Origin of the sequence: Nitrospira sp., assembly GCA_024998565.1 — a bacterium.
Lineage (GTDB): Bacteria > Nitrospirota > Nitrospiria > Nitrospirales > Nitrospiraceae > Nitrospira_A.
Genome location: JACOEM010000013.1, coordinates 1 through 13152, shown reverse-complemented (window position 1 = coordinate 13152; position 13152 = coordinate 1). Strand labels below are relative to the sequence as shown.

General features: G+C 59.3%; 15 protein-coding genes. 5 read left to right on the top strand and 10 right to left on the bottom strand.

Features of this window, described 5'->3' with window-relative positions; translation table 11 throughout:
* Positions 1–119 precede the first annotated feature (119 nt).
* Positions 120–1217: an FAD:protein FMN transferase gene (locus H8K11_17400; GenBank protein ID MCS6265528.1), complete on the top strand. Its 1098-nt coding sequence runs from the start codon at positions 120–122 to the stop codon at positions 1215–1217.
* Positions 1201–1572, top strand: coding sequence for a hypothetical protein (locus H8K11_17395; GenBank protein MCS6265527.1), 372 nt, complete (start codon positions 1201–1203; stop codon positions 1570–1572). Before H8K11_17400 ends, H8K11_17395 begins: the two co-directional genes overlap by 17 nt.
* A 9-nt stretch (positions 1573–1581) precedes the next feature.
* Here the strand turns inward: H8K11_17395 and H8K11_17390 are convergent, their stop codons facing one another.
* The 7 genes from H8K11_17390 to H8K11_17360 all read right to left on the bottom strand — a co-directional run bounded on the left by H8K11_17390 (position 1582) and on the right by H8K11_17360 (position 7773).
* The gene (locus tag H8K11_17390) at positions 1582–1974 is read right to left on the bottom strand and encodes an energy transducer TonB (GenBank protein MCS6265526.1); all 393 of its coding nucleotides are present in this window, start codon (positions 1972–1974) and stop codon (positions 1582–1584) included.
* Positions 1975–2537: 563 nt separating this feature from the next.
* Positions 2538–2912, bottom strand: coding sequence for a biopolymer transporter ExbD (locus H8K11_17385; GenBank protein ID MCS6265525.1), 375 nt, complete (start codon positions 2910–2912; stop codon positions 2538–2540).
* Positions 2896–3327, bottom strand: coding sequence for a TonB-system energizer ExbB (gene exbB, locus H8K11_17380; protein MCS6265524.1), 432 nt, complete (start codon positions 3325–3327; stop codon positions 2896–2898). Before exbB ends, H8K11_17385 begins: the two co-directional genes overlap by 17 nt.
* 89 nt (positions 3328–3416) lie before the next feature.
* Positions 3417–4526, bottom strand: coding sequence for an ABC transporter ATP-binding protein (locus H8K11_17375; protein ID MCS6265523.1), 1110 nt, complete (start codon positions 4524–4526; stop codon positions 3417–3419).
* A 65-nt stretch (positions 4527–4591) separates the two neighbouring features.
* A complete protein-coding gene (locus H8K11_17370; GenBank protein MCS6265522.1) occupies positions 4592–6196 on the bottom strand; it encodes an iron ABC transporter permease in 1605 nt (534 codons plus the stop codon).
* Positions 6197–6214: 18 nt separating this feature from the next.
* Positions 6215–7246, bottom strand: coding sequence for an extracellular solute-binding protein (locus H8K11_17365; protein ID MCS6265521.1), 1032 nt, complete (start codon positions 7244–7246; stop codon positions 6215–6217).
* A 95-nt stretch (positions 7247–7341) separates the two neighbouring features.
* A complete protein-coding gene (locus H8K11_17360) occupies positions 7342–7773 on the bottom strand; it encodes a transcriptional repressor (protein ID MCS6265520.1) in 432 nt (143 codons plus the stop codon).
* 153 nt (positions 7774–7926) lie between these two features.
* Here H8K11_17360 and H8K11_17355 point away from each other — a divergent pair, with 153 nt between their 5' ends.
* On the top strand, positions 7927–8490 hold the full coding sequence (locus H8K11_17355; GenBank protein MCS6265519.1) for a hypothetical protein: 564 nt from the start codon (positions 7927–7929) through the stop codon (positions 8488–8490).
* A 94-nt stretch (positions 8491–8584) separates the two neighbouring features.
* Here H8K11_17355 and H8K11_17350 read toward each other — a convergent pair whose 3' ends face one another.
* The 3 genes from H8K11_17350 to H8K11_17340 all read right to left on the bottom strand — a co-directional run bounded on the left by H8K11_17350 (position 8585) and on the right by H8K11_17340 (position 11827).
* On the bottom strand, positions 8585–8971 hold the full coding sequence (locus H8K11_17350) for a hypothetical protein (GenBank protein MCS6265518.1): 387 nt from the start codon (positions 8969–8971) through the stop codon (positions 8585–8587).
* 130 nt (positions 8972–9101) lie between these two features.
* Entirely contained in the window at positions 9102–9806 is a 705-nt protein-coding gene (locus H8K11_17345; protein MCS6265517.1) for a response regulator transcription factor, read from the bottom strand.
* A gap of 497 nt (positions 9807–10303) precedes the next feature.
* The gene (locus tag H8K11_17340; protein ID MCS6265516.1) at positions 10304–11827 is read right to left on the bottom strand and encodes a carboxypeptidase M32; all 1524 of its coding nucleotides are present in this window, start codon (positions 11825–11827) and stop codon (positions 10304–10306) included.
* Positions 11828–11856: 29 nt separating this feature from the next.
* On the opposite strand from H8K11_17340, the gene H8K11_17335 reads away from it, so the two are divergent.
* Positions 11857–12561, top strand: coding sequence for a class I SAM-dependent methyltransferase (locus H8K11_17335; GenBank protein MCS6265515.1), 705 nt, complete (start codon positions 11857–11859; stop codon positions 12559–12561).
* 59 nt (positions 12562–12620) lie between these two features.
* Positions 12621–13152 (top strand): DMT family transporter (locus H8K11_17330; GenBank protein MCS6265514.1); only part of this gene is annotated, 532 nt, incomplete at its 3' end.

Sequence of the window (13152 nt, the reverse complement as noted above, 5' to 3'; positions counted from 1 at the left end):
GTGGGGTACGGGAAAGGAGTGTTTGCCTGCCGGTCGGCGCGACGGGCGACATTTGCATTTTGCAGGCGTCCCGCAGAAGATGGACGCGTGTGCGCGTAAATCAGCGCCGGGCTGCGCCAATGAAGTTGTGTGATCTATTGAGTGGTAAGCGCAGTCTGTTTGTCATATTCGTCGGAGGTGGTGAGGTGGAGATGGGATATCGTTTTGCAGTCATGAGCGGGATCTTCCTGCTCTTGTTCTCGTCCGGATGTGCGACTACAAGGTCTGAATCCGCTCCTGTCGTCGTGAAGCGAACGCAGATGCAGATGGGTACGCTCGTGACCATTACGTCGGTGGCGTCTGATCGTCGGCGGGCGCAGGATGCGGCATCGGCTGGATTCCAGGAGATTCATCGCTTGGAAGAGTTGCTCAGTACCTGGATTGCGACCAGCGAACTCTCGCAGGTGAATGCTGCCGCTGGCAGGGACGCCGTCATGCTCAGCCGCGACACGATGAAGGTGCTGGAGGCCTCGCTCGAAATGGCTCGGCTGACGGAAGGAGGGTTTAATATTCTCGTCGGCCCGGCGGTTGAGGCCTGGAGTGTTCTCGATCGGCAGCACATTCCATCCGATGCGGTCTTGCAGGCGGTTCGCCCGCTGACGGAGTTGCGTTCGCTACATCTGAATGTCGCAGAGAGGACGGTCTATTTGGCCAAGCCGGGAATGCGGGTAGATGTGGGCGGGATCGGCAAAGGCTTTGCCGCGGATATGGCTGTCGCAGCCATGCAGACGGCCGGAGCCACTGCAGGGGTCGTGGCCCTCTCGGGGGATATCAGGACCTTCGGCAGACTGCCGGGCGGCATGAAATTTCCCTTCGGCGTCCGGCATCCGAGGCATGAAGAGGCTGTGCTGGCTTTTATTGAGCTTCAGGATGAGGCAATTTCGACGGCCGGTGACTATGAGCGGTACTTCGAGCGGGATGGAGTGCGCTATCACCACATTCTCGATCCGATCACTTTGCAACCGGCTCGTGACTGCCAAAGCGTGACCGTGGTCGCCCGCGACGGACTGACCGCAGATGGCCTGGATACCGGCATCTTTGTGATGGGACGTGAGCGAGGACTGGCCTTGGTTGAGCGGTTGCCGGGGGTCGGTGCGGTGATCGTAGATCGCGACGGCAAAGTCTGGGTTTCTTCGTATCTCAAGGGGAGGGTGAGGATGAATGATGGCATCGAGTAATTCCATCCAAGGCGGACGTTCCGGATGGGGCTTGGCCCCTGGTTGGCGCTGGGAAGGTATGCTCGCAGGGATAGTAGTCGGCCTGCTCGTATTGAGCGCATGCAGCGGTAGTTCCAAATATTTTCACGATGCGGTCAACGAGGCGACGCAAGAGATGGTCGGGAAACGATATGGATCACCGCATAAGACACAAGCGGCTACCGGCGGGGGAGAAATCTGGACCTATTTCGAACGCGGCAGCGGAACGGCAGGCTTCGGTGGTCAAGTGCGGGGAGGCGGCTGCCGGGCCTATGTCTTGACGTTCGACAAGCAGGCGGTCTTGCGAGGCTGGGAACAGCAACCCTGCCAGGGATAACTCTGCAGCTTATCGATCCAGGTAGTAGCCGAGCGGTATTTGCATCGTGACCGAGGATTTTTCGAGCGGCTGGGACAAGGTGAGCGGTGAGGCCTGCCGAATGGTTTCCAGTGCGGCTTGATCGAGCACATCGTGCCCTGAGCTTCTTGCGACGGTGGCCGATGTAATGTGTCCGTCTTGCTGAATCACGATCCGTACAATCACCCGACCTTCCAGGCGATGCAGCCTCGCCGTGGCGGGATATTGTTTGAGTGCTTCAATCCGCTGGAGCAAAGGCCCTGCGAGCCAGCCATAGTCCGGTTTTCGGGCAACCTGAGCCGTGTTGGTCGATGGGGCGAGCGATGCCGTTTGGGCTGGAGAGGTGGCGGGCTCAGAGGGCGGTTGCGATGTCGTTTCTGACATTTCCGGGGCGAGAGGTGCGTCTGCAACCGGAGGATTTGCCATCTGGGGCAGTGAGCGGGAGTCAGGGGGGGCCTCGACCGATGCCGATGTCGAGTGCAGGGAAGGTTGACGGTCATCCTTCGTTGCCTGAGGTTCGGGAGGACTGGAGACCGCAGGAGTGCGTTCAAGCAGTTGTGCGGGAGCCTGCTGAGGAGGGGGGAGGACTGGTTTGATTGTGTCACGTTCGACTGTTGCCGGAGAGTTTGATGTAGAGGCCGGCATGGTCGGGAGCGCTGCCGGAGAAGGTGTAGGACGCAGAGCTGTCGCTGCAACGTTACGTTGAGCCGGTCGGACAATTGCTGCAGCAGGTGGTGGTGCACCGGGTGCGACCTGTGCAGGCGTCGGAGGTTGAGAACCGACGACGGTCACATCCCATTGAAAGGATGAAGAGGGTGGTGCCAGGCCGATTTTGGCGACGAAGAATCCGGCCAGGAGAATGGCGCTGCCGTGCAGGCCGATCGAGATGATCCACCCGCTCGCATGGAAGCGGATGAAGGGGTCCGATATGTCGGGCTGGCGGGCCCTCACAGCCGTACCACCTCCAGACTGACGGACTGAAATCCCAGACCTCGTATTTCGTCTACCACCGAGACAAACCGTTCCAGTAACGTGACTTTGTCGGCTCGTACGACCACCAGCGATTCACGAGGGTGCGCCAGCATGACGGTCTTGAGGCCGTCCGGCGGGACGGGGCGGTCGTTGAGGAACAGATCGCCGTTCGCGGTCAAGGTCACCACGACGGGGACATCTTTGTGATCTCCGGCCTCTTTGGCCTTGGCGAGATTCACGGGGATCTGGCCGGTGCTGATGAAGGTGGCGGTGGTGAGAACGATAACGAGCAGCACGAGCATCACGTCGACCAGCGGAATGACGTTGATTTGATTAACCTCGCGTTCCATGTTGCACCTTATAGATCGTCAGCAATTCGGTGACCCGCCGGCGGAGAATATTGTTCATCACGACGCAGGGGATGGCGACGAGCAGGCCGACAGCCGTCGCCTTCAGGGCCAGGCTTAGGCCGATCATAATGGTATTCACAGCCATCGTGCCTGAGGTTCCCATCGTGTGAAAGGTCATCATAATACCGAGGACGGTCCCCAGTAATCCGATATAAGGTGCATTGGCGGCCACCGTGCCTATGATGACCAGGCGTTTGGTCAGCGCCATTTCAAACGTTTGAATGTCTGTGAATTGGGTCAGGTCCACGCGGCGATAGTAGAGCCACCGCTCGACCGCCACCGCCACCGACCAGATGCTGAGCGCGATCAGCAAGCCGATGATTCCATATTCTACCGCATTCTTCAGCAGATCCATTCGTCGATCCTCCGCCTCTCGCTGTTGGTTGTCTAAGGGGGCAACCCCCTGCCCTGCTCTCGGCATGGAGGCCTGAATTGAGCCTGGTTTTACGGGGGTGGGGCGTTGCCGTGTTCGGGCTTCTTCTTTTCTGACGATTCAGGTGGTTGCGGGAAGAGGACGGTATGGGTTGCCACCACTCGAAGCGCAATCGCCGTACCGACTTGATAAATACTCAGAGACGATTCGCTGCTGTGGACGATCTGTCCGGAGGGAAGCTGAATCGTGTACACATTTTCGGAGCCTTTGAATTGCCGTGCCAGAATATGGGCATCTGCGCCCTTTGTCGGAACGATATGAATATCGTCGGGGCGAATCATCACGACCACGCTGGTTCCGGTCGCGAGATGCTGCGTGTTAGGGAAGTCTCCGATTTCGGTGGTCACCACATCATTGGCCACGATCCCCGGGATAAAGTCTGCCTGTCCGACGAAGTCGGCCACAAAGGGAGTCGTGGGGACGTGGTAAATCGCTTCAGGCGTATCAAATTGCTCCAGCCGTCCCCGGTTTAGCACCGCGACGCGGTCGGCCATGGAAAACGCTTCGTCGTGGTCGTGAGTGACAAGGATGGCCGTGGTCTTGGTCTGTCGCAGCAGGGCGTGGAGATCTTGTCGCATGCGGCTGGCCATGTCGGGATCGAGATTGCTGAACGGTTCGTCGAGCAGCAACAACACCGGACGCAGGGCGAGGGCGCGGGCGAGCGCGACGCGTTGCTGTTGCCCCCCTGAGAGCTCATGCGGATACCGCTGTTCCAGGCCGCGCAAGCCGGTGAGGGTGAGGAGGTCATCGACGATGGCCTTCTGCTGTGGGCGGGAGAGGTGGTTGAGACCGAAGGCGATATTCTTCTCCACGCGCAGATGAGGAAACAGTGCGTATTCTTGGAAGACCATCCCGATGTGCCGCTGTTCAGTCGGCACCATCACGTCTCGCGATGACACGAGCCGGCCGGACAGAGAAATGCTCCCGCCGGTCACCCGCTCAAACCCTGCAATCGCGCGGAGAATGGTGGTCTTGCCGCATCCGGATGGCCCCAGGAGGCAGAGAATTTCGCCCTGGTGGACCGTGAGCGTGATCTGTTCGACAGCCGGACGATCAGGCTCGTAGGCGCAGGAGATCCCGCGAAGTTCAAGGACGGGAGACTGCCCGGCGGCGAGATCCATGGCGTCCGGCATCGTGGACGCACCTTGTGCCTGGTGCTCGCCGATATCTGAGTTGTTCACGGGGTTCAAGTAACGACCTCTTGGTCACGTCCACGCCAATCTTTGGATACCAGTAGCAGCAGGGCCGGCAGGCTCAGGAGCACGATCAACAATGCGGCGGGCGCCGCCAGCTGATAATACTCCTCGCTGGCTTCGAGCCATACACGAATCGCCAGTGTATCAAATCCTACCGGCCGCAGCAGCAATGTGGCCGGAAGTTCCTTCATGGTCTGGAGGAACATCAGGACCCAGGCCGCAATAAAACCGTTACGAATGAGCGGAAGGGTCACGCGCCGGAGGGTCCGGCGGGTCGTACAGCCCAGAGTGCGTGCCACCTCTTCCACATTGGGGGTGACTTGTTGGAGAGCCGGCTCCATCGACTGCAGGCCGACCGGGAGAAAATGCAGGATGTAAGCAACGAGCAACACCGCGACGGTACCGTACAAGACCGGCACGAAGTGCGTAAAGAGCACAAGGACCGCGAGGGCGGCGACAGGACCGGGCAAGGCATAGCCGGCATAGGCGGCTTGGAGGCAGGCAAGATTGAGTCGCGAAGGACGGCGGCTGGCGAGGTAGGCCAGCGGAAGTCCGATGATCACGGCCCCACAGGCTGCCAGTGCCGACAGGAAGCTGCTGTTCCAGATGAAGCCGAAAAAGCGCGCATCCAGGGCGCCCTGTGCAATCGCTTCGATACTCCACTGGATCAACATGACAGCCGGAATCCCGAATGCGGCTCCGAACACCAGTACGACGTACCCGGTGATGAGTGCCGTTCCAGCGGGGCCGGCGTGGTGCCGGGTCGCCTGTCGATAGCGGCCGGATGTTTGGTAGAAGCGACTCCGCTGGCGAAACCATCGTTCCGTGACCAGGAAGATGATTGCCATCACGACGAGGAGCAGGCTGAGAATGCTGGCGGACGTATGGTCGTAGCGGCTGGTCATCTGTTGATAGACCGCATACGTGAGTGTCTGGTAGCGGAGCAGAGAGACCGCCCCGAAGTCCGAGATCACATACAAAATCACGAGCGCTAGTCCTGCGGCAATGGCGGGGCGGATGAGCGGGAGCGTGACGCGCCAGAGTGTGCTCCAAGGAGAAACGCCGCAGACGCGTGCCACTTCCTCGAAGGAGATATTCAGATTCAGCAGTGCTCCTCGGACCAGCAGGTACACAAACGGAAACGTGTCGAGGGCCATGATCAGTGTGACGCCGACAAAGCTTTGAGGGGAGAGCAGTCGCGCGTCGGACCCCATGAGCGTCTGCCATCCTTGTTCCACCGGGCCGCCCATTCCCAGCAGATGGGCATACACATAGGCCAGCACATAGGTCGGCATGGCGAGGGGCAAGGCGAGTGCCCATTCCCAGACCCGGCGACCAGGAAATTCGTACCGAACGGTGATCCAGGCGAGGGAGACGCCCAGCAGCAGTGTGGTCAAAGCGACGCCGGTGGCCAGCGAGAGGGTGTTCCAGAGAAGTTCGGGAATGCGCGTCGACCAGAGCCGGCTCCACACGGTCGGTGCGGCGGTGAGCGCCACATAGATGATGTAGCAGGTGGGGAGCACCAGAAATGCGGCAGTGATCAGGCTGATCCATTGCAGCGAAGAGGGGGCGTGAGCTCTTGTGGCGGTAAGCATGCGCGGCTACACAAGGGCTTAGCGAAGGCCGACCTGTTCGATCAGCGTGAGGGTGGCCTCGCGTAATTCGGCCAGTCGAGCCAGGGGGACTTGCGCCGCACGGAACGTGCGCCGGTCGATGAGTGTCGGATCGGCTTTCACGTCCGGATGGAGAGGGTATTCCTTGTCCAGATCCGCGAACATTTTTTGCCCGGCCTGGGCAACCAGGAATTCGATCAGGAGTTTGGCACTTTCAACGTGTTTGGACGCGCGGGTGACCCCGATTCCGGTCACGTTCATGATGGCGCCCATGCCGCCTTCCTGCTGATCGGTCATGACCGCGGCGATCGGAGCGGTGGGCTGCGTGGCAAGGTGCCGATAGATATAGTAGTGGTTCACAATGCCTGCCGCGACCTGCCCCTTCGCGACGGCGTCCACAATCTGCGAACTCTTTTGGTATACCTGCGTGCCCGCATTGGCCTTGAGTCCTTGCAGAAACTGCTTCGTCCGTTCGTCTCCGAAGGTGGCTTTGATTACTGAAACGCCGGCCTGAAGATATTCACTGCCGGAATTGGGAACGGCGATTTTGTCTTTCCATTGCGGCTGGGCGAGGTCGAACAGTGATTTGATCTGATCGGGTTTGACGAGATTGGTGTTGTAGACGACGATCCAGAAGCGGCCTGAGAGTCCGATCCAGCTGTTGTCGGCCGCGCGGAATTGCGACGGGATGGCTCGTTCAACTTCGCGCATATTCATGGGCCGGAGGAGTTTGAGTTCCCGGGCATGCTCGAGGCTCCCGGCATCGTTCGTCAGGAAGACGTCGGCCGGGGTATGGTCGCCTTCGGCTTGTAACCGGTTGACCAACTCGGTGGTGCCCGACGACAGCAATTCGATTTGGATGCCACTCTTGGCCTGAAATTCATCCAGCACCGGCTTAATGAGCCGTTCTGCGCGACCCGAATAGACGACAAGTTTCTCGGCGGCCTCCGCGGTTCCAATGGCCCACTGCGAAAGCGTCAGCGCTCCGAGGAGTAGCGTCAGCGCCAAAAATGTGCGACAGGATGAAGTCATGCGGCGTGCCTCCAGAGTGGGGACAGCCTGTAATGGCCATCCTAGTTGAAATTGATAAACCGTCTCAAGATAGTACTGGATGCGGAAGCGATTCGTCAATGGCGGCAGCGCGCACAGAGGCCGTACAGCTCCAGCCGGTGGGTTTGGATCACAAAGCCGTTCTTGGTCGCGACCTCTTCCTGTAGCCGTTCAATCTCGCAATTCTCGAACTCTACAATAGTCCCACAGCCGGTGCAGATGAGATGGTCGTGATGGCCCTTATGCGAGATATTGTCGTATTGCGTCTGGGTGCCGAAGTGGCGGGCTTGGGCGATGCCTGCTTCGCAGAAGAGATTCAGCGTGCGGTAAATCGTGGCGAGTCCGAGGTGGGGATCTTTCTTCGCCAGCTGATGATACATCGTCTCTGCCGTGACGTGTTCTTGTCGCAGGAACGCCGTCAGGATGAGTTCGCGTTGACGAGTCAGCTTCAACTGATGCTTGGCCAGGTGCTGGCGAAGCACGTCCATTTCTTTGAGAGTCTTGCTCATGGCGCGTGAACCGGCATGAAAGACGCCCATTAAAGACGAAAGTGCCTCGGCGGGTCAAGAGGGGATCCGGCCGGTACGATCATCAATTGACGAACCGAAACCTGCCTGTTTATAGTCCTGCCGGTTATGGACGATTCAGAGGAGATTCAATAGGTGCGCAAATCTCACGAAATGACGATCGATCGAGTGCTACTGCTGTATGCCTTATCGCTGGCCGAGCCCTATGGCTTGTTGAGTGACGTCAAGCTGCAGCAGCTCTGTTTTCTGTGCGAACTGCAGATGTTTGGAAAGGGGATGAAGGGGTTTCATTTCGAGTTCGTCCGGTTTGCCTATGGCGCCTTCAGCCGCGATCTGGACAATGACTTGACGTCCCTTCGACGCAAGGAACGGGTCGAGAACTTCAGCCCGTCGGACCAGGTTCGCGACGAGGTCCTTCCTCTGCTGATGAACGGCATCGAGGGAAACGAAACCAATGAAAAAATTCGTGACCTGATGCAGGCGGTGATCACCACCTACGGGCCGCAGGATGTCACTGCCATTACGCAGTCCGTCGAAACAGTCGAACTCAGCACCCCGCAGCAACCCGATTTCAAGATTCCCATCCGCGATATCGTGTTCCACACCACGCTGCTGGTTCCTGCCCGCATTGAAACGTCGGCAGAGTTTCTTCTGCCTCCAAGCCGGTTGGCGAAGCTCAATACGGCCATGGGATATTGAACCGGAAGCCCTCGGCCGCCGGGTCGTCGGCGCTGACATTGTGCGGCACCGGTGGGATGGTGGGGTGGCGGGAGACCGACGAAAACCGGTCGATCTAGGGCCGTTTCGGAAGGGCGAGTGCCGACTGGATCGTATGGAGCAGGGTACCGGTCTCAATCGGTTCCAGCAAACAATACTCGATCTGGAGTTCGTGGACGACGCGCTGAAATTTCTCGCCTTCCAAGGCGGGATCGTGCAGCGCAGCTGTAACGATCAAGCGAGCGCTGGGGAAGGTGTTGCGAAGTTCCATCAAGTCTTCCGGTCCTTGATCGTCGTCCGCGACGAATCGACTGATCACCAGGTCGAGCTTGGACGATGTGGACTGAGCGCAGGCGGTCTGCAGGGTCGCGCTGTGTTGAACAAAATGTTCCATGCCCGGTAAGGCCAGCTTCATAAGCCGCTTCAGATTCGCGTCGGCATTGATGATCAGAATATTGGCCATAGTCCTCCGATGAGAGGGTGCAGGGTGTACTGACCGGCGGCCGTGGGAGTCTGTGTAGACCGATCACAGGTGCCCGTCCGTTTGGAGCATAGTGCTGGAGCGGGTCGATCAACTCGATCATCATTCAGTGTCAGACCAACTGCTGGTCCAGGGCGTAGCGGATCAATTCTGCCGTGGTTCTCATGCCTAATTTGATCAAGAGCCGGGAACGGTAGGTGCTCACCGTTTTGATGCTCAAATTGAGATGCTCCGCGATTTCCGTCAGGCGCCGTCCCTGTGCGATCCACTGCAGTACTTCGATCTCGCGATCCGAGAGGGTTGCCGGGAGGGTGTCGGTGGAGGGACCATTCCGGTGCGGTCCCTCGTCCAGGCTGTGTTCGGTTTCGGGAGACGGCAGGTAGTGTCCACCCTGAAGAATGCGTGAGACCGCCAGTCGAAGCTCCTGTGGGCCCCGCTCTTTTGTCAGGTATCCGATTGCGCCGGCTCGAATCGCACGAGCCGAGTAATGTTCTTCGGCATAAATGCTGACCACCAGGACGGGCAGGGCCGGCCGCAACGATTTGAGAATTCGCAGGACTTCGAGACCCGGCATATCGGGGAGATTCAAGTCCAGAATGACTAAATCCCAGGTGCCTGCGCGAATGTGATCGATTGCGTGCCGGGCAGAGGTTGTTTCGACAATGTCGGGCGTCAATCCGTCCTCAACGAGGAAGTCCCGCAGGAACTCTCGCAGACCGCGACGGAGTAAGGCGTGGTCATCCGCGAGCAGAATCCGGACATCGGCCTTCGCCGGGGGTAGGTCTTGGCATGCACCCACGGTCAGCGTTCCGCTCATGGAGCACCCCGGAACACAACTCGGTGCGTTCCCGGCCGAGCAGGGGAAATGGGCCGATCCGCCCTCGAGTCGGCGTCGTCATGGGGGGCCGTCAATGTCTGGGTCGTACGCGGAGAGAACACTCGATGGGCTCCTGTATGTCGTCTAGTCGTGGCGGCCACTGATTCGGACATCGACGCTCAAGACCTCGTATTGCCGGATCCCATTCGGGCCGGCGGAAACCTTCGAGGACTTGTCTTTCGATTCCTAATCCCACGTGCTCAGCCGATTCATCCCCTGGAGCAGGGTAACAAACTAAGAGGAATTCCTAATTCATGTGGGTTGGAGAACTACCATGAACGACGATTGGTCGAGTAGAGCTAAAGGGCCCTGTTGTGGCCCTAGAGCGATACCTAAACGGTCGCCATCATTGATTGAGTTGATTGAAAGGAAGGCTTCAGAGTGAGAGGCTGGAGGGCAGTGGATTCATGGAGTGTGGCGAGAGTCCGTCCCCTAGATCAAAGGCGGTATAATTCCCCGTATTTCGTTTCGAGGTAACGGAGAAACGGCTCGGGGTTCACTCCGCTACCCGTTACCCGTCGGGCCAGATGGTCGGGTGTGAACATCCGTCCCCAGCGGTGGATTTTTTGCTCGAGCCATCGCCGAAGCGGCATGAGGTGACCTGCCCTCATCTCCTCCTCCATCTGCGGGAGTTCGAGTGCGGCTTGTTCGAAGAATTGTACCGAATACAGGTTGCCCAAGGTGTACGTCGGGAAATATCCGAAGGCACCCATCGACCAATGCACATCCTGCAGAACCCCCTCGGCATCCCGTTCCGGCACAATACCCAAATACGACTGCATTTTCTCGTTCCAGAGGCCGGGCAGCTCATCCGGTTCTGCTCGTCCCTCAATAAGAGCCTGCTCGATTTCGACGCGTACCATGATGTGCAAGTTATAGGTCAATTCGTCGGCTTCGACGCGGATCAGCGAGGGCGTGGCCCGGTTGATGGCCGCATAGAACCGGTCGAGAGGCACGTCGGCCAACTGTTGCGGGAACGTCTGCTGCAGCAGCGGGTAGAAACAGTGCCAGAACGCACGGGACCGGCCGACACAATTTTCCCACAGGCGGGACTGGCTTTCGTGAAAGCCGAGTGACACGGATTCGCCGAGGGGGGAGCCATAATAGCGAGGATCCAAGCCTTGATCGTACAGGCCATGGCCCCCTTCATGGATGCAACTAAACAGGCACGACGGCAGATCTTTCTCGAAGACTCGTGTCGTTACCCGGACATCGGTCGGATGAAAAGAGGTCGTGAAGGGATGGGCGGAGAGATCGAGGCGCCCGCGCTCGAAGTCGTAGCCCATGGCGGTCAGCACAAGCCGACCGAATTCCACCTGTTTGGATGGGTCGAAGCTCTGGTGCAGGCAACGGTCGTCGATGATGACGGTACTGCCCTGAACGCGCCGTAAGAGGGGGACAAGGCGTTCCCGCAATTGTGTGAACAACGGCGCGAGTTGGGCGATGGTGGACCCCGGCTCATACGTATCCAAGAGCGCATCGTAGGGCGAGTTCCGATACCCCAGGTACTGAGCCTCATCACGTTTGAGGCCGAGGATGGTCTTCAGTGAAGGAAGAAATTTTGAGAACCGGCTTTCTTCCCGTGCCGTCACCCAGGCCTGCTGCGCCAGGGAACACTCGCGGCTGAGGCGGATCACAAAGTCGGATGGAAGTTTCTTGGCGCGGCTGAAATCGCGCCAGGTTTCACGCAGCAGCGACCGGGAAGGTTCATCCCAACTATCCGCGGCCTGTCCGGTCGCGGGGTCGATCCATTCGGTGAGTAGCGTTTCGAGCTCAGCGGACACGAGTTTTTGATGGGCCAGGCCTTCGAGCGTCGCGATCTGCTCTGCCCGTGCCGCCCCGCCGCCGGCGGGCATATACGTCTCCTGGTCCCACGAGAGAACAGCGGCCGCGCTCTGGATGCGCCGGATTTCCAACAACCGTGTCGTCAGCGGTTCCAATGTCGTCAGTGTCTTCACCATCAGGCTCCTTCTCCGGGCACGTCCATGGTATGATCCCGCGGCCGGTGCGAATTGTCGCACAACTCTCTGCCGGAGTGAAACCAATGACCGATCTCGTGTTGCCGAAAATTGATGCCTACGCGGCGGCCTATTCATTGCCCGAAACTCCCGTCCGCCGCGCGCTTCGCGAGGAGACCGAACGGACGATGGAGTTTGCGCGTATGCTGGTGGGGCCCCTCGAAGGGGCGTTCTTGCATATGATGACCCGCCTGGTGCAGGCCACGCGAGTGCTGGAAATCGGCATGTTCACGGGCTATAGCGCACTGTGTTTTGCCGAGGCGTTGCCGGAGCAAGGGCGGGTCACGACGTGTGAAATCGATGACGAATCCGCGGCGGTTGCCCGGCGATTTTTTGCGCAATCCCCCCATGGTCGCAAGATCGAAATTCGCATGGGGCCGGCTTTGGAGACGATGGCGGGACTCACGGCTCCATTCGATCTGATCTTCATCGACGCCGACAAGCAGAACTACGTGAATTACTACCGCCGTGCGATGGAGTTGCTGTCTCCGCGTGGGGTCATTCTCATCGACAATGTCCTGTGGGACGGCGAGGTGCTACTGGAGCCGCCTCCGGACGAGCGTACGGCGGCCATTCAGGAACTCAACCGGGTCGTCAGGACAGACCGGCGGGTGTCCGCTGTATTGGCGACCATCCGGGACGGTATTTGGATCATCACTCCAACACCATCTGCCTAGCATCCGGTGCTCGCGGCCCGTGGCAATCCACGTGTGTCGTCGATTGAGGAATGGCGTCCATGCAGAAACCATCGGTATTCGCCGCCTATGCCGCGTTGACCACCTCGGCGCTGGTCTGGGGCGGGTCCATTGTGGGACAGAAGCTGGCGCTTGGCGCGTTTTCGGCAGTGGAAACGTCTCTGCTGCGCGGCTTCGGCGCGCTGGTGATCCTGATTCCTCTGTGGTGGTGGAGCGAACGCGGTCGTACGACATGGACTGCTCGCGATCTCAGGCTGTTGTCGCTGCTGGGGCTCGGGGTGTTGGGCAATCATCTTCTGACCCTCTTCGGCCTACGGTATATCGGCGCAGCGACCGCCGGCGTCATTATCGGCGCCAGCCCGGCCATTACGGCGTTGCTGTCGTCTCTGCTCGTGCGAGACATTCCATTCAACACGGTGGCGGCCGGTTGTGCGGTCTCCTTTGCCGGAGTCGCACTCGTGTCCGGTGTCGGAGGGGAGGCGCCGAGCGGGGACAATCCCTGGCTGGGCGGCACATTGGTGTTGTTGGGATTGGTCAGTTGGGCGTTGTATTCCATCGGTGGTCGCCAGGTGA